The 15,083-nt window shown below is 67.9% G+C and carries 17 protein-coding genes and 1 riboswitch; of the genes, 5 read left to right on the top strand and 12 right to left on the bottom strand.

All coding sequences use genetic code 11. From position 1 onward, the window contains the following. Position 1 precedes the first annotated feature (1 nt). Positions 2-565 (bottom strand): TMEM165/GDT1 family protein, encoded by a 564-nt coding sequence (locus ACSQ4M_RS04885; RefSeq protein WP_436188477.1) that lies wholly within the window; start codon positions 563-565, stop codon positions 2-4. Between the two features lie 84 nt (positions 566-649). Continuing rightward, positions 650-796, bottom strand: a riboswitch (yybP-ykoY riboswitch). A gap of 205 nt (positions 797-1,001) precedes the next feature. Here ACSQ4M_RS04885 and ACSQ4M_RS04890 point away from each other — a divergent pair. Both ACSQ4M_RS04890 and ACSQ4M_RS04895 read left to right on the top strand, forming a co-directional pair. Beyond that, on the top strand, positions 1,002-1,301 hold the full coding sequence (locus ACSQ4M_RS04890; protein ID WP_056897570.1) for an RNA recognition motif domain-containing protein: 300 nt from the start codon (positions 1,002-1,004) through the stop codon (positions 1,299-1,301). A gap of 216 nt (positions 1,302-1,517) precedes the next feature. Further along, positions 1,518-2,057, top strand: coding sequence for an RNA recognition motif domain-containing protein (locus ACSQ4M_RS04895; RefSeq protein WP_436188478.1), 540 nt, complete (start codon positions 1,518-1,520; stop codon positions 2,055-2,057). Positions 2,058-2,124: 67 nt separating this feature from the next. Here the strand turns inward: ACSQ4M_RS04895 and ACSQ4M_RS04900 are convergent, their stop codons facing one another. From ACSQ4M_RS04900 to ACSQ4M_RS04915, 4 genes are read right to left on the bottom strand one after another with little or no spacing between them, the layout of a single operon-like run. Next, positions 2,125-2,907, bottom strand: coding sequence for an SDR family oxidoreductase (locus ACSQ4M_RS04900; RefSeq protein WP_436188479.1), 783 nt, complete (start codon positions 2,905-2,907; stop codon positions 2,125-2,127). Between the two features lie 4 nt (positions 2,908-2,911). Then, positions 2,912-3,526, bottom strand: coding sequence for an LPS export ABC transporter periplasmic protein LptC (gene lptC / locus ACSQ4M_RS04905; protein WP_436193966.1), 615 nt, complete (start codon positions 3,524-3,526; stop codon positions 2,912-2,914). Between the two features lie 2 nt (positions 3,527-3,528). Beyond that, on the bottom strand, positions 3,529-4,104 hold the full coding sequence (locus ACSQ4M_RS04910) for a KdsC family phosphatase (RefSeq protein ID WP_436188480.1): 576 nt from the start codon (positions 4,102-4,104) through the stop codon (positions 3,529-3,531). Further along, a complete protein-coding gene (locus tag ACSQ4M_RS04915) occupies positions 4,104-5,102 on the bottom strand; it encodes a KpsF/GutQ family sugar-phosphate isomerase (RefSeq protein ID WP_436188481.1) in 999 nt (332 codons plus the stop codon). Before ACSQ4M_RS04915 ends, ACSQ4M_RS04910 begins: the two co-directional genes overlap by 1 nt. An 83-nt stretch (positions 5,103-5,185) precedes the next feature. On the opposite strand from ACSQ4M_RS04915, the gene ACSQ4M_RS04920 reads away from it, so the two are divergent. Then, positions 5,186-7,171, top strand: a complete 1,986-nt coding sequence (locus ACSQ4M_RS04920; RefSeq protein WP_436188482.1) for a monovalent cation:proton antiporter-2 (CPA2) family protein — start codon at positions 5,186-5,188, stop codon at positions 7,169-7,171. On the opposite strand, the gene ACSQ4M_RS04925 is transcribed toward ACSQ4M_RS04920, so the two are convergent. The 7 genes from ACSQ4M_RS04925 to rpmH form a co-directional block, all read right to left on the bottom strand. After that, positions 7,172-7,537 carry a hypothetical protein gene (locus tag ACSQ4M_RS04925; RefSeq protein WP_436188483.1) on the bottom strand — a complete coding sequence of 122 codons (366 nt, stop codon included), beginning with the start codon at positions 7,535-7,537 and terminating at the stop codon, positions 7,172-7,174. A 1-nt stretch (position 7,538) separates the two neighbouring features. Beyond that, positions 7,539-8,027 carry a Crp/Fnr family transcriptional regulator gene (locus tag ACSQ4M_RS04930; protein ID WP_056665185.1) on the bottom strand — a complete coding sequence of 163 codons (489 nt, stop codon included), beginning with the start codon at positions 8,025-8,027 and terminating at the stop codon, positions 7,539-7,541. Between the two features lie 23 nt (positions 8,028-8,050). Next, the gene (gene mnmE / locus ACSQ4M_RS04935; protein ID WP_436188484.1) at positions 8,051-9,412 is read right to left on the bottom strand and encodes a tRNA uridine-5-carboxymethylaminomethyl(34) synthesis GTPase MnmE; all 1,362 of its coding nucleotides are present in this window, start codon (positions 9,410-9,412) and stop codon (positions 8,051-8,053) included. Positions 9,413-9,476: 64 nt separating this feature from the next. After that, a complete protein-coding gene (gene yidC / locus ACSQ4M_RS04940; protein WP_436188485.1) occupies positions 9,477-11,195 on the bottom strand; it encodes a membrane protein insertase YidC in 1,719 nt (572 codons plus the stop codon). Between the two features lie 6 nt (positions 11,196-11,201). Then, positions 11,202-11,462 (bottom strand): membrane protein insertion efficiency factor YidD, encoded by a 261-nt coding sequence (gene yidD, locus ACSQ4M_RS04945; protein WP_436188486.1) that lies wholly within the window; start codon positions 11,460-11,462, stop codon positions 11,202-11,204. Next, a complete protein-coding gene (locus ACSQ4M_RS04950) occupies positions 11,459-11,851 on the bottom strand; it encodes a ribonuclease P protein component (protein ID WP_436188487.1) in 393 nt (130 codons plus the stop codon). The genes yidD and ACSQ4M_RS04950 overlap by 4 nt, the downstream gene beginning before the upstream one ends. A gap of 67 nt (positions 11,852-11,918) precedes the next feature. Then, positions 11,919-12,053 (bottom strand): 50S ribosomal protein L34, encoded by a 135-nt coding sequence (gene rpmH, locus ACSQ4M_RS04955; protein ID WP_056665202.1) that lies wholly within the window; start codon positions 12,051-12,053, stop codon positions 11,919-11,921. Positions 12,054-12,430: 377 nt separating this feature from the next. Between rpmH and dnaA the strand changes: the two genes are divergently transcribed. Both dnaA and dnaN read left to right on the top strand, forming a co-directional pair. After that, positions 12,431-13,825, top strand: coding sequence for a chromosomal replication initiator protein DnaA (dnaA, locus tag ACSQ4M_RS04960; RefSeq protein WP_436188488.1), 1,395 nt, complete (start codon positions 12,431-12,433; stop codon positions 13,823-13,825). Between the two features lie 123 nt (positions 13,826-13,948). Then, positions 13,949-15,067, top strand: coding sequence for a DNA polymerase III subunit beta (gene dnaN / locus ACSQ4M_RS04965; RefSeq protein ID WP_436188489.1), 1,119 nt, complete (start codon positions 13,949-13,951; stop codon positions 15,065-15,067). Positions 15,068-15,083: the final 16 nt, after the last annotated feature.

The raw sequence follows: 15,083 nt of genomic DNA on the forward strand, positions 1-15,083 counted from the left end.
GTCAGGCGCCCAGCAGCGCCACCAGCCCCAGCACCAGGAAGATCACGGCCGACACCAGGTGCACGGCGCGCACCGGCACGCGCTGGGTCAGCTTCTCGCCAAGCCAGACCGCTGGCGCGTTGGCCAGCATCATGCCCAGCGTGGTGCCGGCGACCACCCAGGCCAGGGCGGCCTCGTAGCGCGCGGCCAGCATCACGGTGGCGATCTGCGTCTTGTCGCCGATCTCGGCCAGGAAGAACAGGACCAGCGTGGTGCCGAAGACGCCCAGGCGCGGCGCCTTGTCGCCCGCGTCGTCGTCGATCTTGTCGGGGATCAGCATCCAGACCGCCATGGCGAGGAAGGAGACGCCCAGCACGATGCGCAGGGCCGCAGGGCTGACAAGGGTCTGGATCCAGGCGCCGACCGCGCCGGCCGCGGCATGGTTGGCCAGCGTGGCGACCAGGATGCCGGCGACGATGGGCCAGGGCTTGCGGAAACGTGCGGCCAGCAGCAGGGCCAGCAGCTGCGTCTTGTCGCCCATTTCGGCGAGCGCGACGATTCCGGTGGAGATGAGAAAGGCTTCCAAGAACGAACTCCGGCCGGGACGCGAACACCAATGACTGCAGACAGCTTTCCCGGCACGAGAAGCTGTGCAGTCAAAGGTCTCGCTGAAACCCCGGGAAGGCCGTGCCCATTGCAGGCCCGCCACCGGTGGTCCGTTTGCGCCATGTCGGCCGCAGGCGCGGCACGAACAAGTCTGTTGACGCAAACCCCTCTCGCACGCAGCGAAGGTTGGCTACTCCCCCAAGACGGGCGGAATTGTAGCCCGGGAGAACCCGAGCCCTCGTTTCAGTATTCGCGTTTATCCCTACTTCAACTTGCTCGCAAATTGAACGGGCCCTCGCATAATTAAAAGTTCTTGCGCTTTTGCGGCGCATGAGCTTGCGGTGTTCGGTCGGTTCGGTTTGCGGGCGGCTCCCCCATCGCTTCTATTTCGAGAACTGATTTCCAAGGAGTCCTGCGTGGGCAACAGACTGTATGTGGGCAACCTGCCCTATTCCTTCCGCGACGACGACATGCACCAGGCCTTCAGCGCCTACGGCAACATCGCCAGCGCCAAGGTGATGATGGAACGTGATACCGGTCGCTCCAAGGGCTTCGGCTTTGTCGAGATGTCCAGTGCGGCCGAAGCCCAGGCGGCGATCGAAGGCCTGCACGGCCAAAGCGTCGGCGGCCGCGCGCTGGTGGTCAACGAAGCCCGTCCGCTGGAGCCGCGTCCGCCGCGCAGCGGTGGCTTCGGTGGCGAACGCAGCCGCTACTGAAACCGTTTCGGGGTTCTCACCACGGATTGGCACTTTCCACGTTGAAAATTTTCACGTGATTTGTGTTTCTTTCCGATCCGACCGCATATGATGGTAGAGCGTGGGCCTTGCGCTCATGCGGCTTGCGGTGTCGGCCAGTTCCGCGTCCTTGAGTTCTGCAGATTGCGTTTTCGGGACTCCATCGCTTTTTCTTTGTGTTTTTGAGGAGTCCCTTCAATGGGCAACAAACTGTACGTCGGCAACCTGCCGTATTCGGTTCGCGACAGCGATCTGGAGCAATCCTTCAGCCAGTTCGGCACCGTGACCAGCGCCAAGGTCATGATGGAACGCGACACCGGCCGCTCCAAGGGTTTCGGCTTCGTCGAGATGGGTTCCGACGCAGAAGCGCAGGCAGCCATCAATGGCATGAACGGCCAGTCGCTGGGCGGCCGTAGCTGCGTCGTCAACGAAGCACGCCCCATGGAAGCCCGTCCTCCCCGTAGCGGTGGCTATGGCGGTGGTGGTGGTGGCGGCGGTTACGGTGGCGGCGGTGGTGGCGGCTACGGTGGTGGTGGCGGCGGTTACGGCGGCGGCGGTGGTCGCAGCGGTGGCGGCGGCTACGGTGGTGGCGGCGGCGGTGGCCGCGGTGGCGACAGCTACGGTGGTGGCGGCGGTGGTCGCAGCGGCGGCGGTGGTGGCGACGGCGGTTTCCGCAGCCCCTACGGCTCGGGCCCGCGCGGCGGCGGCGGTGGCCGCGGCGGCAACAACAGCTACTGATCGCTCACAGCGCATCCAAAAAAGGCTCCTTCGGGAGCCTTTTTTCTGCGCGGCACCTGCTGGCGGATCAACCGTCCGCGTGCTCGCGGGGCTTGCGGGCGCGGCCGACCAGCAGCCGGTCGAACCACGCGTTGGGCAGGGCGCGCATGAGCTTGGCGACGACGCCCATCTGCCAGGGGATCACGCGGTAGCTGGCGCCGGCCGCGATGGCCGCGTGCGCCTTGTCGGCAAAGCGCTCTGCCGTCATCAGGAAAGGCATGCCGTAGCGGTTGCGCCGCGTCAGCGGTGTGTCGATGTAGCCAGGCGTGATGGTCACGACCTTCACGCCGAAAGGGCGCAATTCGCCCCGCAGGCTTTCGCAATAGGAAATGACACCGGCCTTGCTCGCGCAGTAGCCGCCGTGACCGGGCAGGCCCCGGATGCCGGCCACGCTGGCAATGCCCACCAGGGAGCCGCTGCGACGCGCGCGCATGGGCTGGATGAAAGGGTGGAAGGTGGCGGCCATGCCCAGGTTGTTGACGGCCAGGATGCGCGCGAACACCGCCAGGTCTTCACGCTCGGCAGTGTCCACACCGATGCTGATACCGGCATTGGCGACCACCACGTCGGGCAGGCCCTGGCGCTCCAGGCACGACCGGGCCGCCGCAATGATGCTGTCGGGCTCGGCCACGTCGGCGCCGTAGACCGCGACCCGCGCCGGGTCCAGACCTTGCGCGGCGCGCCAGCGCTCGATCTCGTCGGTGCGGCGCGCCACCAGCGCCAGGGTGTAACCGGCCTGGTGGTAGCGCAGGGCGAGCGCCTGTCCGATGCCGCTGGACGCACCGGTGATGAAGGCCAGCGGTGCGTCCATGGCGTCAGGGCGCGCGGCCTGTGACGGTGCCGCGCACACGGCCGTCGAGTTGCAGCAGGCGGTCCAGGTTGTCGTAGTCCATGCGGTCGGCCGTGAAGCGGTCGCCGCTACGCAGCAGCTCCACCGGCAGGTGCGAACGCACACGTTCCACATTGGTGTAGGCGTGCAGGAATTCGCTGCGCAGTTCAAGGCGCGGCAGCATGCGGCCGTCTGCGCCCTTGACAGGCTCGCGCACCACCACGGCATCGCCGAACAACTGCACCTCCGACCCATCGGCATTGGACAACGCGCGCTTGGCCGTGGAGACCGTCACATGGCCTTGCTCGTTCAGCGAACGGATGTGCGCCTTCTGGATCTCCAGCGTGTCGGTGTCAGGGTAATGCCAGGCCTGCTCGCCGCGGATGTCGCTGCGCAGCCGGCCATTGGCGTCGAAGGTCTTGACCGAGAAGTTGCGCATGAAGTAATCGGGCTCGTGGTTCACAGGCCGCACCGCGGCGGGCTGCGCCAGCGTGGGTGCGTTGCGCACCAGCCAATAGGTGCCCAGCGCCAGCAGCACCATGAGCACCAGGGGCAGGTAGATCGACAGGCGCTCCCAGGCATCGCGCAGCAGGGCGAACATCTTCATGCCTGGTAGGGCGCCAGCAGCTCGGCGTAGCGGCCGCGCGCCATCAGCAGCAGGTCGCAGAACTCGCGCGCCGCGCCCTGGCCGCCGGCCATGCGCGTCACGTAGTGGGCGGCTGCGAGCACCTCGGGGTGGGCGTGCGGCGGCGCGGCGGACAGCGCGGCGCGGTTGAGCATGGGCAGGTCGGGCCAGTCGTCGCCAATGGCGGCGGCGGCGCTCCAGTCCAACCCGAGTTCGGCCAGGATGGCTTCGGCAGCGGGGCGCTTGTCTTCCGTGCCGAAGCAGGCATGGACCACACCCAGCGCCTTGAGCCGCGCGCGCAGCGCCACGGAATCGCGCCCCGTCACCACAGCAGGCGTGATGCCAGCCGCCTGCAGCAGCTTGATGCCCATGCCGTCCAGCGTGTGGAAGCGCTTGATGGTCTCGGCCGCGCCGCGCGCATCGCCGGGCGGCAGCTCGGTGAAGTACAGGCTGCCGTCGGTCAGCACGCCGTCGACGTCGAAGAAGGCCACGCGCACGTCCTGGCCGCGCAGCAGCAGCTCGGGCGGATGGCTCAGCACCGGGGCGCGCGCCATCAGATCACCTTGGCCCGCATGAGGTCGCCGATGTGCACCACGCCGACCAGCGTGCCAGCCGCATCGACCACCAGCACGGCGGTGATGCGGTGCTGCTCCATGAGCTCGACGGCCTCGGCCGCCAAGGCATCGGCGCGGATCGTCCGCGGCCTGGCATGCATGACGTCGCCTGCGCGCACAGCGCGCAGATCGCTGCCCTTCTCGACGAGGCGGCGCAGGTCGCCGTCGGTGAACACTCCCTGCACACGCAGCACGTCGTCGACGATGGCGGCCAGGCCGCCCTTGGCGCTCATCTCGCGCATCATCTCGGCCAGCGGCGTGTCCACGGCCACGGTCGGCATCTCGGCGCCACTGCGCATCACGTCGCTGACATGGGTCAGCAGGCGCCGGCCCAATGCACCGCCCGGATGCGAACGCGCGAAGTCCTCGGCCTTGAAGCCGCGCAGCTCCAGCAGGGCCACCGCCAGCGCATCGCCCATCACGAGCTGGGCCGTGCTGCTGGCCGTGGGCGCCAGGTTGAGCGGGCAGGCTTCCTTCTCGACGCTGCTGTCCAGCACCTCGTCGGCATGGCGTGCCAGCGTCGACTGCGCGCCACCCGTGATGGCCACCAGCGGCACGCCCTGGCGCTTGAGCACGGGCAGGATCAGGTTGAGCTCGGCGCTCTCGCCGCTGTTGGAAATCGCGATCACGAGGTCTTGCGGCGTGACCATGCCCAGGTCGCCGTGGCTGGCTTCGCCCGGGTGCACGAACAGCGCGGGCGTGCCTGTGGACGCCAGCGTGGCGGCGATCTTGCGGCCGACGTGGCCGCTCTTGCCCATGCCCATCACGACCACGCGGCCGCTCAGGTGCAGGATGCGCTGCACGGCGCGCACGAAGCTCTCGCCCACGCGGGCCTTGAGCCCCAGCACGGCTGCGGCCTCGATGTCGAAGGTGGTTTGCGCCAGGCCGATGACCTGTGCCGTGTCCAGCGGCTGGACGCGTTCGCGCGAAGATGTCATGGCGCGAATTCTATCGAGCGCACCCTTGGTACGCGTCCGCAACCCGGGGGCAGCCCAGGGCAACACGCTAGCATGCGCGCACCATGTCCTCGCTCGAACTCACGCTGGTCTACCTGTTGGCGGCTGTGCTGGGCGTGGTGCTGTTCCGCTCGCTCAAGCTGCCGCCCATGCTGGGCTACCTGACGGTGGGCGTGTTGATCGGCCCCAACGCGCTGGCCCTCGCGCAGAACTCCGAGAGCGTCAAGCACCTGGGCGAGTTCGGCGTGGTGTTCCTGATGTTCGTGATCGGGCTGGAATTCAATCTGCCCAAGCTGCGCGCCATGCGGCGCCATGTGTTCGGGCTGGGCCTGTGGCAGGTGGTGCTGACCGTCCTCGTGGCCACGGGCGCATCGCTCGCGCTGGCGGCCATGGCGCCGCGCTGGTGGGGCATGCCCTGGCAGACGGCGGTGGCGCTGTCGGGCGCGCTGGCCATGAGCAGCACGGCCATCGTGGTCAAGCTCATGGCCGACCGCATCGAGCTCGAGTCCGAGCACGGCAAGCGCGTGATGGGCGTGCTGCTGTTCCAGGATCTGGCCGTGGTGCCGCTGCTGGTGCTGATCCCCGCGCTGGGCGCCTCGGCAGAGCAGATGCTGTTCGCGCTGGGCCTGGCCATGGTCAAGGCGGTGCTGCTGATCACACTGCTGCTGACGGGCGGGCAGCGCGTGATGCGCTGGTGGCTCACGCTGGTGGCGCGGCGCAAGAGCGAAGACCTGTTCGTGCTGAACCTGCTGCTGATCACGCTCGGCTTGGCGTGGCTGACCGAGATGGCAGGTCTGTCGCTGGCGCTGGGCGCCTTCATCGCCGGCATGCTGATCTCCGAGACCGAGTTCAAGCACCAGGTGGAGACCGACATCCGCCCCTTCCACGATGTGCTGCTCGGCCTGTTCTTCATCACCATCGGCATGATGCTGGACTGGCGCATCGTGCTGGAGCGCTGGCCCTTGCTGCTGCTGCTGGTCACGCTGCCGGTGCTGTTCAAGCTGGCGCTGATCACGGCGCTGGCCAGGGGCTTCGGCGCCTCGGCGGGCGTCTCGCTGCGTACGGGCCTGTACCTGGCGCAGGCCGGTGAATTCGGCTTCGTGCTGCTGACGCTGGCCAACAACCGCGGCCTGGTGCCGCCCGCGCTGCTCAACCCCATCCTGGCCAGCATGGTGCTGTCGATGCTGGCCACGCCCTTCATGGTGATGTACAGCAACGCCATCGTCACGCGCTTCGTCAGCAGCGACTGGCTGCAGCAGTCGCTGCAGATGACCAGCATCGCGCGGCGTTCCATCAACGCCAACAAGCACGTGATCATCTGTGGCTACGGCCGCTGCGGTCAGAACCTGGCGCGCATGCTGGAACGCGAGTCCATCCCCTACATGGCGCTGGACCTGGACCCGGACCGCGTACGCCTGGCCGCCGCGGCCGGCGATTCGGTGGTGTTCGGCGACGCCGCGCGGCTGCAGGCGCTGATGGCCGCGGGCCTGGCGCGCGCGAGCGCTGTGGTGCTGACCTACCTGGACACACCCGGCGTGATGAAGGTGCTGGCCCATGTGCGCGCCCACGCCCCGCAGGTGCCCGTGATCGTGCGCACGCAGGACGACCGCGACATCGAACGCCTGCAGCAGGCCGGCGCCACCGAGGTCGTGCCCGAGGCCATCGAGGGTTCGCTGATGCTGGCCAGCCATGCGCTGGCGCTGGTGGGCGTGCCCATGCGCCGCGTGCTGCGGCTGGTGCAGGACCAGCGCGATGCGCGCTACCACCTGCTGCGCGGCTACTTCCACGGTGCCGACGACGATGGCCAGGACGAGCTGGACCACGAGCGGCTGGCCACGGTGTCGCTGACCCTGGCCTCGCGCTCGCTCGGCAAGCCGCTGGGGCACCTCGCGCTGCACGCGCTGGGCGCGCGCGTGGTGCAGCTGCGCCGCATGGGCGGCGCTGCGGTGCCTGTCAACGACGAGGCCGTGCTGCAGGACGGGGACACCGTCGTGCTGTCAGGCCGGGCCGAGGCGCTCACCCTGGCCGAAGGGCGCCTGCTGCGCGGCTGATCAGCCGGCCGCGGCGGGCGGGGCCGCAGCGTCGGCTTCGGCCGCGGCCGCGGCAGGGCGCCAGTACACGCCTTCGACGACGACACCGGCCCGCATCTTGGCCGCCACCGCCACCAGGCCCTGCACCGGGCCGGGGTCGGCCTCGCTGGCCTCCAGTGCGGGCGCGAGGTCCACCAGCACCAGGTAGCGCCAGCCATCGGCATCCAGCGCCACCACCTTGAAGCGGAAGCCCTCGGCCGGAAAACCGCATTGCGCCATGGCCTCGCGCACCACGGCGAACAGTTGTGCGCGGCGGTCCGCGCGTTCCACCTTGCGCACCGCGGCAGGGTCCAGCCCGGCCGGCGCGCTCTTGTCCAACACCGTCATCTCAGGTCACTGCGTCGCGGCGGCGCCGGTTCACCATGCGCTTGGACACCACGGCGCCGGCCGCCATGGCCACGGCCAGCGCGAGTTCCGGCCGGCGGTTGGTCAGTTCGCCGAAGCGCAGCGGCGACAGGCTCCACAGCCGCGCCGGCATGCCGGCCTGCACCGTGGCGCTGCGTGGCGCGCGCGAGAAGAAGCTGCCTTCGCCCACGGCCGAACCGGCGCTGATGATGGCCAGCCGCACCTCGCCTTGTTCGTCCTCGTAGTGCACGCTCAGGTTGCCGCTCTCGACAAAGTACAGCGTGCGGTCGGCCGCACCTTGCTTGAACAGCACCTGCCCGGCCGCCAGCGCCAGCGGCTGCAGGTAGGGCGCCAGCACCTCCCACTGGGCCGGCGTCAGCTGCAGCAGCAACTGGTCGTCGACCTTGGTGGCGGCGATGGCCTGGATCAGGTCCTGGATGTCGAAACGGGCGGGGGGCGGCATGGCGTTCATGGCGGGGGGGCGTGCTCCTGCGGCTACTTGCCGATGCAGAACCGGGAGAAGATGACGCCCAGCAGATCGTCCGATCCGAAGGCGCCGGTGATTTCGTTCAGGGCATTTTGCGCCAGCCGCAGCTCTTCGGCCATGAGGTCCAGCGTCCGCCCATCGGCCAGGTGCAGCCCCACGGCGTCGAGGTGCTCCTGCACGCGGCCGAGCGCCTGCACATGGCGCGCACGCGCCAGGTACACCCCCTCGGGCAGTGCCTGCCAGCCAGCGATCTGCAGCAGCGCCGCGCGCAGTTCGGCCAGGCCGGCACCGGTCTTGGCTGACAGGTGCAGGCCCTCGGGCAGGGCACCATCGCCCGCGGCATCGCACTTGTTCCAGACCTGCAGCACGGGCACGCCGGCGGGCAGGCGCTGCGCGATGTCGGCGTCGGCCTGCTGCGCGGCCGGGTCGTCCCGGCGCAGCAGGTCGTGCAGGAACAGCACGGCGTCGGCCTTGGCGATGGCGCCCCAGGCGCGCTCGATGCCGATGCGCTCGACCGGGTCGTCGCTGTCGCGCAGGCCGGCCGTGTCGACCACGTGCAGCGGCACGCCCTCGATCTGGATGGACTGCTCGACCTTGTCGCGCGTGGTGCCGGCGATCGGCGTGACGATGGCCAGCTCGGCCCCGGCCAGCGCGTTCAGCAGAGAGGACTTGCCGGCATTGGGCTGGCCCGCGATGACCACCGTGATGCCCTCGCGCAGCAGCGCGCCCTGGCGCGTGCGCGCGAGCACCGCCTGCAACTGCTGCTGCAGGCCGTCGAGCTGGCCCTGGGCGTCGGCCTTGCGCAGGAAGTCGATGTCTTCCTCGGGGAAGTCCAGCGTGGCCTCGACCAGCATGCGCAGGTGGATCAGGCGCTCGCGCAGTGCATCCACCTCCTGCGAGAACTCGCCCGCCAACGAACGGCTGGCGCTGCGCGCGGCGGCCTCAGTGCTGGCGTCGATGAGATCGGCCACGGCCTCGGCCTGCGCCAGGTCAAGCTTGTCGTTGAGGAAGGCGCGCTGCGTGAACTCGCCCGGTTCGGCCGCACGCAGGCCGATGTCGGCGCCGGCCTGCAGGCAGCGCGCCAGCAGCAGCTGCATGACCACTGGGCCACCGTGGGCCTGCAGCTCCAGCACCTCTTCGCCCGTGTAGCTGTGCGGCGCCGGGAAGTGCAGGGCCAGGCCATGGTCGATGGCGCTGCCGTCCGCATCGCGGAACGGCAGGTAGGTGGCCTCGCGCGGCTTCAACGCGCGGCCGCACAGCGCGGCCACGAGCGGCGCGAGGTCGCGGCCCGAAGCACGCACGATGCCCACCGCACCGCGGCCGGGTGCGCTGGCGATGGCAACGATGGGGTCGCGGGGCGAAGCGGTCATGGGGTCTGGAATGTACAAAAGACAAGGGCCGCTCGCGCGGCCCTTGGCAGACGTGCGTCCCGGCTTACCGGAACTTCGGCAGGTTGAACTGCGGCGGCACGCCCATGCGGGTGTTGATCACCCACTGCTGCACGATGGACAGGATGTTGTTCGTGATCCAGTACAGCACCAGGCCGGACGGGAAGAAGAAGAACATCACCGAGAACGCCAGCGGCATGAACCACATCAGCTTGGCCTGCATCGGGTCCGGCGGGGCCGGGTTCAGCGCGGTCTGCAGCATGGTGGTCATGGTCATGATCACGGGCAACAGGTACCACGGGTCGGGTGCGGACAGGTCCTTGATCCAGCCGATCCAGGGTGCGCCGCGCATCTCCACGCTGGACAGCAGCACCCAGTACAGCGCGATGAACACGGGGATCTGGATCATGATGGGCAGGCAGCCGCCCAGCGGATTGATCTTCTCCTCCTTGTACATCTTCATCATGGCCTGCTGCATTTCCTGCGGCTTGTCCTTCAGGCGCTCGCGCATCTCCTGGATGCGCGGGTTCACCGCCTTCATCTTGGCCATGCTCGCGTAGGCCTTGGCGTTGAGCCAGTAGAACGCCAGCTTGAGCAGGAACACCAGCGCCACGATGGACCAGCCCCAGTTCTGCAGCACGCTGTGCAGCTTGTCCAGCAGCCAGTACAGCGGCTTGGCCAGCACGGTCAGCCAGCCGTAGTCCTTCACCAGTTCCAGGCCCGGCGTCAGCGACTCCAGCATCTTCTCTTCCTGCGGGCCGACGAACAGGCGCGATTCGGCGACCTGGCTCGCGCCCGGCGCCACGGCGGGCAGCGTGCTGATCATGCCGACGGCGTACAGGTTGTTGGAGACCTTGCGCGCGAAGATGTCGCGCTCGATGCCGTCGCCCAGCAGCCAGGCGCTCGCGAAGTAGTGCTGCACCATGGCCACGTAGCCGTTGGTGGCCTGCTTCTCGAACTTGGCGTCGTTCTTCTCGATGTCCTTGAACTCGACCTTCTGGTACTTCTTGGCTTCGGTGTAGACCGCCGGGCCCGTGAAGGTGGAGTAGAAGCTCGACTCGCCGGGCAGCTTGTTGCCGTCGCGCACCAGCTGCAGGTAGACCTGCGGCGTGACCGGCGCCGTGCCCGTGTTGACGACCTCGTGCTTGACCCCGATGGCGTAGGAGCCGCGCGTGAGCGTGTAGGTCTTGACCAGCTTCACGCCACCGCTCTCGGGCGACTCGAAGCGCACTTCCAGCGTGTTGCTGCCATCGGCCAGCTGGCGCGGGCCGGGCACGGCCGTCATCACGGTCGTGTGGTTGGGCAGGCCGGCAGCGCCGATCAGGCCGGTCTGGGCCAGGTAGACGCGGTCGGCGCTCTCGTCCAGCAGCACGAAGTGCCGGCTGGGGTCGTGCAGGTCGATGTTCTTGAGCAATTCGGCGCGCACCAGCGAGCCGCCGGCCGTGTCGAAGCTGAGCTTGAGCACGTCGGTGCTGACCTCGACGCGCTCACGCGATGGCGCCGGCGCAACAGGCGTGCCGGGCACCTGGCCAGCACCTGCGGGCGCCGCGGTGGTCACGGCCGTGGGAACGGCACCGGCAGGCGCGGACGCGGCCGAGGCCGAGGCCGCCCCCCCCGGTGCCGAGGAAGCCGCCGCCGGTGCGGTGGCCGTGGGCGTCGGGAAGAAGGTGGCCTGGCGACCGTTGTGGATCTGCCATTTGTCCCACAGCATCACCAGTGAGAAACCAAGGATCACCCACAGGATGGTTCGGCGGATATCGTTCATGGAAGGCTAGTCGGAGGAAGACGGGAACAGCCGGCCGAAGAGGCGGGGCCGCTGCGCGGGCACCGGGTCGTGTCCGCCATCGCACCAGGGATGGCAACGCGCGAGCCGGCGCAGTGTAAGGTAGCTGCCCACGCCCGCACCGTGCTGCTCCAGCGCGCCGATGGCGTAGGTGGAGCAGGTGGGTTCGAACCGGCAGGCCGAGCCCAGCCAGGGGCTCAGCAGCAGCTTGTAGCCGCGCACCAGCGCGATGAGGGCGCGCTGCATCACGCCGCGGCCCGGCGCACGAGCTGCTCGAGCTCGCTGCGCACCGCCTGCTTGAGTTGCACGGAGGTGGCGCTGATGAACTGCTTGCGGTCGAAGCCGCTGCGCAGCCGCACCACGTGGACCGCCGCGGGCAGGGCAGCCGCCTGCGCGTCGCAGACCGCATAGATCTGGCGGCGGATGGCATTGCGCGTGACCGCGCGGCGCGCCCAGCGCTTGGGCAGCACGGCGCCGATCCAGCAGTCGTCGACCGGGAACAGCGGGCGCGCGCCAGCCTGCTCTTCCACAGAGGGAGCAGGCAGCGCAAGGCGGTGCAGGGCGAAGTGGTCTGTCCGCGAGACGGTGGTGCCGGCCATCACGGCCTGGAACTGCGCGCGCGTCTTGAGTCGCTGCACAGAGGCACCGAGAAAGGGGAGACAGCCATGGGGCGAGCCGACGCGAGGAAGGCCACCCGCAAGGAACTCAGACAGCCAGGCGCTTGCGGCCCTTGGCGCGGCGCGCGTTGATGACGGCGCGGCCACCGCGGGTCTTCATGCGTGCCAGGAAACCGTGGACGCGGGCGCGGCGGATCTTGGAGGGTTGGTAGGTGCGTTTCATGTCACTTCCTTGGAAATCAGTTTCGGCGGGCAACGCCTTTGCATTGCCCGCAAGCGGACCACAGGTTCGGTGCCGAAACGAGGAGGCCATCGACACACACGCGGCGATGACCGGCCTATCCGCACCCGCGGCACCATGCAGTCGGCATCTCTCGCCTGCGCCATCGCAGACAAGCACACCAGGCAGGGCCAAACCTCGGGGAACCGGCGATTATCGCCAAAAAAGTTCGAAGGACAAGCTTTTCCGTATTTGCCCCCCGCGGCACCCGGTTCCGTATCCGCCACACGACATGCCCCTCCAGCTTGTGGACAACTACCCGGACACCTAGAATGCCCGGTGCTTCAAAAAAACATTTATCCACAGGAGCTGGGCGGCGCATGATCGAGGGGAACCACGCCAGCGGTGCCGCCGGCAACAGCCTGTGGCAGGCCTGCATCGACCAGCTTGCCCAGGAGCTTCCAGAACAGCAATTCAACACCTGGATCAAGCCCTTGACGGCCCAGGTGACGGGCGATTTCAGCAAGGTCACGGTGTACGTGGCCAACCGCTTCAAGCTCGACTGGATCCGCGCGCAGTACAGCGGCCGCATCATGCAGATGCTGGAGAACCTGTACGGCCAGCCGATCCAGCTCGAGTTAGCCATCACTCCGCGGGAAGCCGTTGCCAGGCTTACGCCTTTGCAGTTGGCGCGCGAGATCAGCGCGCAGTCCGAGCCGGCCGATCTGGGCGAGGAAATCTCGCCTGGCCCGCCCAAGAACCGCCTCAATTCGGCCCTCACCTTCTCCACCCTGGTGGAGGGCACGGCCAACCGCATGGCGCGGGCCGCCGCCATGCACGTGGCGGGCTCGCCGGGGCAGCTCTACAACCCCCTGTTCATCTACGGCGGCGTCGGCCTGGGCAAGACCCATTTGATGCACGCCGTGGGCAACCGGCTGCTCGAAGAAAAGCCCGGCGCCAAAGTTCTCTACATCCATGCGGAGCAGTTCGTCTCGGATGTGGTCAAGTCCTACCAGCGCAAGACCTTCGACGAGTTCAAGGAGCGCTACCACTCGCTCGATCTGCTGCTGATCGACGACGTGCAGTTCTTCGCCAACAAGGACCGCACGCAGGAAGAATTCTTCAACGCCTTCGAGGCCCTGCTGGCCAAGAAGAGCCACATCGTGATGACGTCCGACACCTACCCCAAGGGTCTGCCGGACATCCACGAGCGCCTGGTCTCGCGCTTCGACTCGGGCCTCACGGTGGCCATCGAGCCACCCGAGCTCGAGATGCGCGTGGCCATTCTGATCAACAAGTCGATCTCCGAAGGCACCGAGATGCCCGAAGAGGTGGCCTTCTTCGTCGCCAAGAACGTGCGCTCCAACGTGCGCGAACTCGAAGGTGCGCTGCGCAAGATCCTCGCGTACTCGCGCTTCAACCAGAAGGAAATCTCGATCCAGCTCGCGCGCGAGGCCCTGCGCGACCTGCTGTCGATCCAGAACCGGCAGATCAGCGTGGAGAACATCCAGAAGACGGTGGCCGACTACTACAAGATCAAGGTCGCCGACATGTACAGCAAGAAGCGCCCGGCCAGCATCGCGCGGCCGCGCCAGATCGCGATGTACCTGGCCAAGGAGCTCACGCAGAAGAGCCTGCCCGAGATCGGCGAGCTGTTCGGTGGCCGCGACCACACCACCGTGCTGCACGCCGTGCGCAAGATCGGCGGCGAGCGCCAGCAGCTGTCCGAACTCAACCAGCAATTGCACGTGCTGGAGCAGACGCTCAAGGGATGATGCCCGGCCCCTTGCCACCCACTGGCATGTGCGCAGGGTCCTCGCAGATCGCGCCCTGGATTCAGGCGAAAATGCGAAGCTTTTGCACCAGCTCCACAAGAATTTCACCGAGAGGTTGTTGACATGATCGTCCTGAAGACCCCCCAGAGCACCCTGCTTGCGGTTCTGCAATCGGTCTCCGGCATCGTGGAGCGCCGCCACACGCTGCCCATCCTGGCCAACGTGATGCTGCGCAAGAACGGCAACCAGGTGCAGCTGACCACCAGCGACCTGGAAATCCAGATCCGCACCACGGCCGAGCTGGGTGGCGACGAAGGCGGCTTCACCACCACGGTGGGCGCCCGCAAGCTTATCGACATCCTGCGCACCATGCCGGCCGACCAGACCGTCTCGCTCGAGTCGAGCCAGAACAAGCTGGTCCTGAAGGGTGGCAAGAGTCGCTTCACGCTGCAGACGCTGCCGGCCGAGGACTTCCCGCTGGTGCAGGAATCGGCCGAGTTCGGCCCCGCGTTCAGCGTGCCGCAGAAGACGCTCAAGGAACTGCTGGGCCAGGTCGGCTTCGCCATGGCCGTGCACGACATCCGCTACTACCTGAACGGCATCCTGTTCGTGGCCGAAGGCAAGCAGCTGAGCCTGGTCGCCACCGACGGCCACCGCCTGGCCTTCGCCTCGGCCACGCTGGAGGTGGAAGTGCCCAAGCAGGAGGTGATCCTGCCGCGCAAGACCGTGCTGGAGCTGCAGCGCCTGCTGTCCGACGCGGGCGGCGACGAGGCCCCGCAGATCGAGCTGCAGTTCGCCAACAACCAGGCGCGCTTTCGCTTCGGCGGCATGGAGTTCGTCACCAAGCTGGTCGAGGGCAAGTTCCCCGACTACAACCGCGTGATTCCCAAGAACCACAAGAACGCCATCACGCTGGGCCGCCAGGCGCTGCTGTCCAGCCTGCAGCGCACGGCCATCCTGACCAGCGAAAAGTTCAAGGGCGTGCGCCTGAACCTGGACCCGGGCACGCTGCGCGTGGCCTCCAGCAACGCCGAGCAGGAAGAAGCCCAGGACGAGCTGGACATCGACTACGGCGGCGACAGCATCGAGATCGGTTTCAACGTCACCTACCTGATCGACGCGCTGGCCAACATGCAGCAGGACATGGTCAAGATCGAACTGTCCGATGGCAACAGCTCCGCCCTGCTGACCATCCCCGAGAACACGAGTTTCAAGTACGTCGTGATGCCGATGCGCATCTAGCAGCCCCGTTGCTGCA

Origin of the sequence: Pseudorhodoferax sp. LjRoot39 (genome assembly GCF_964253035.1) — a bacterium.
Lineage (GTDB): Bacteria > Pseudomonadota > Gammaproteobacteria > Burkholderiales > Burkholderiaceae_C > Pseudorhodoferax.

Coding starts and splice junctions, on each gene's coding strand:
- ACSQ4M_RS04895 (WP_436188478.1), top strand. CDS start 1,518: ATGGGCAACAAACTGTACGTCGGCAACCTGCCGTATTCGGTTCGCGAC.
- ACSQ4M_RS04900 (WP_436188479.1), bottom strand. CDS start 2,907: ATGGACGCACCGCTGGCCTTCATCACCGGTGCGTCCAGCGGCATCGGA.
- lptC (WP_436193966.1), bottom strand. CDS start 3,526: ATGTTCGCCCTGCTGCGCGATGCCTGGGAGCGCCTGTCGATCTACCTG.
- ACSQ4M_RS04910 (WP_436188480.1), bottom strand. CDS start 4,104: ATGGCGCGCGCCCCGGTGCTGAGCCATCCGCCCGAGCTGCTGCTGCGC.
- ACSQ4M_RS04915 (WP_436188481.1), bottom strand. CDS start 5,102: ATGACATCTTCGCGCGAACGCGTCCAGCCGCTGGACACGGCACAGGTC.
- ACSQ4M_RS04920 (WP_436188482.1), top strand. CDS start 5,186: ATGTCCTCGCTCGAACTCACGCTGGTCTACCTGTTGGCGGCTGTGCTG.
- ACSQ4M_RS04925 (WP_436188483.1), bottom strand. CDS start 7,537: ATGACGGTGTTGGACAAGAGCGCGCCGGCCGGGCTGGACCCTGCCGCG.
- ACSQ4M_RS04930 (WP_056665185.1), bottom strand. CDS start 8,027: ATGAACGCCATGCCGCCCCCCGCCCGTTTCGACATCCAGGACCTGATC.
- mnmE (WP_436188484.1), bottom strand. CDS start 9,412: ATGACCGCTTCGCCCCGCGACCCCATCGTTGCCATCGCCAGCGCACCC.
- yidC (WP_436188485.1), bottom strand. CDS start 11,195: ATGAACGATATCCGCCGAACCATCCTGTGGGTGATCCTTGGTTTCTCA.
- rpmH (WP_056665202.1), bottom strand. CDS start 12,053: ATGAAACGCACCTACCAACCCTCCAAGATCCGCCGCGCCCGCGTCCAC.
- dnaA (WP_436188488.1), top strand. CDS start 12,431: ATGATCGAGGGGAACCACGCCAGCGGTGCCGCCGGCAACAGCCTGTGG.
- dnaN (WP_436188489.1), top strand. CDS start 13,949: ATGATCGTCCTGAAGACCCCCCAGAGCACCCTGCTTGCGGTTCTGCAA.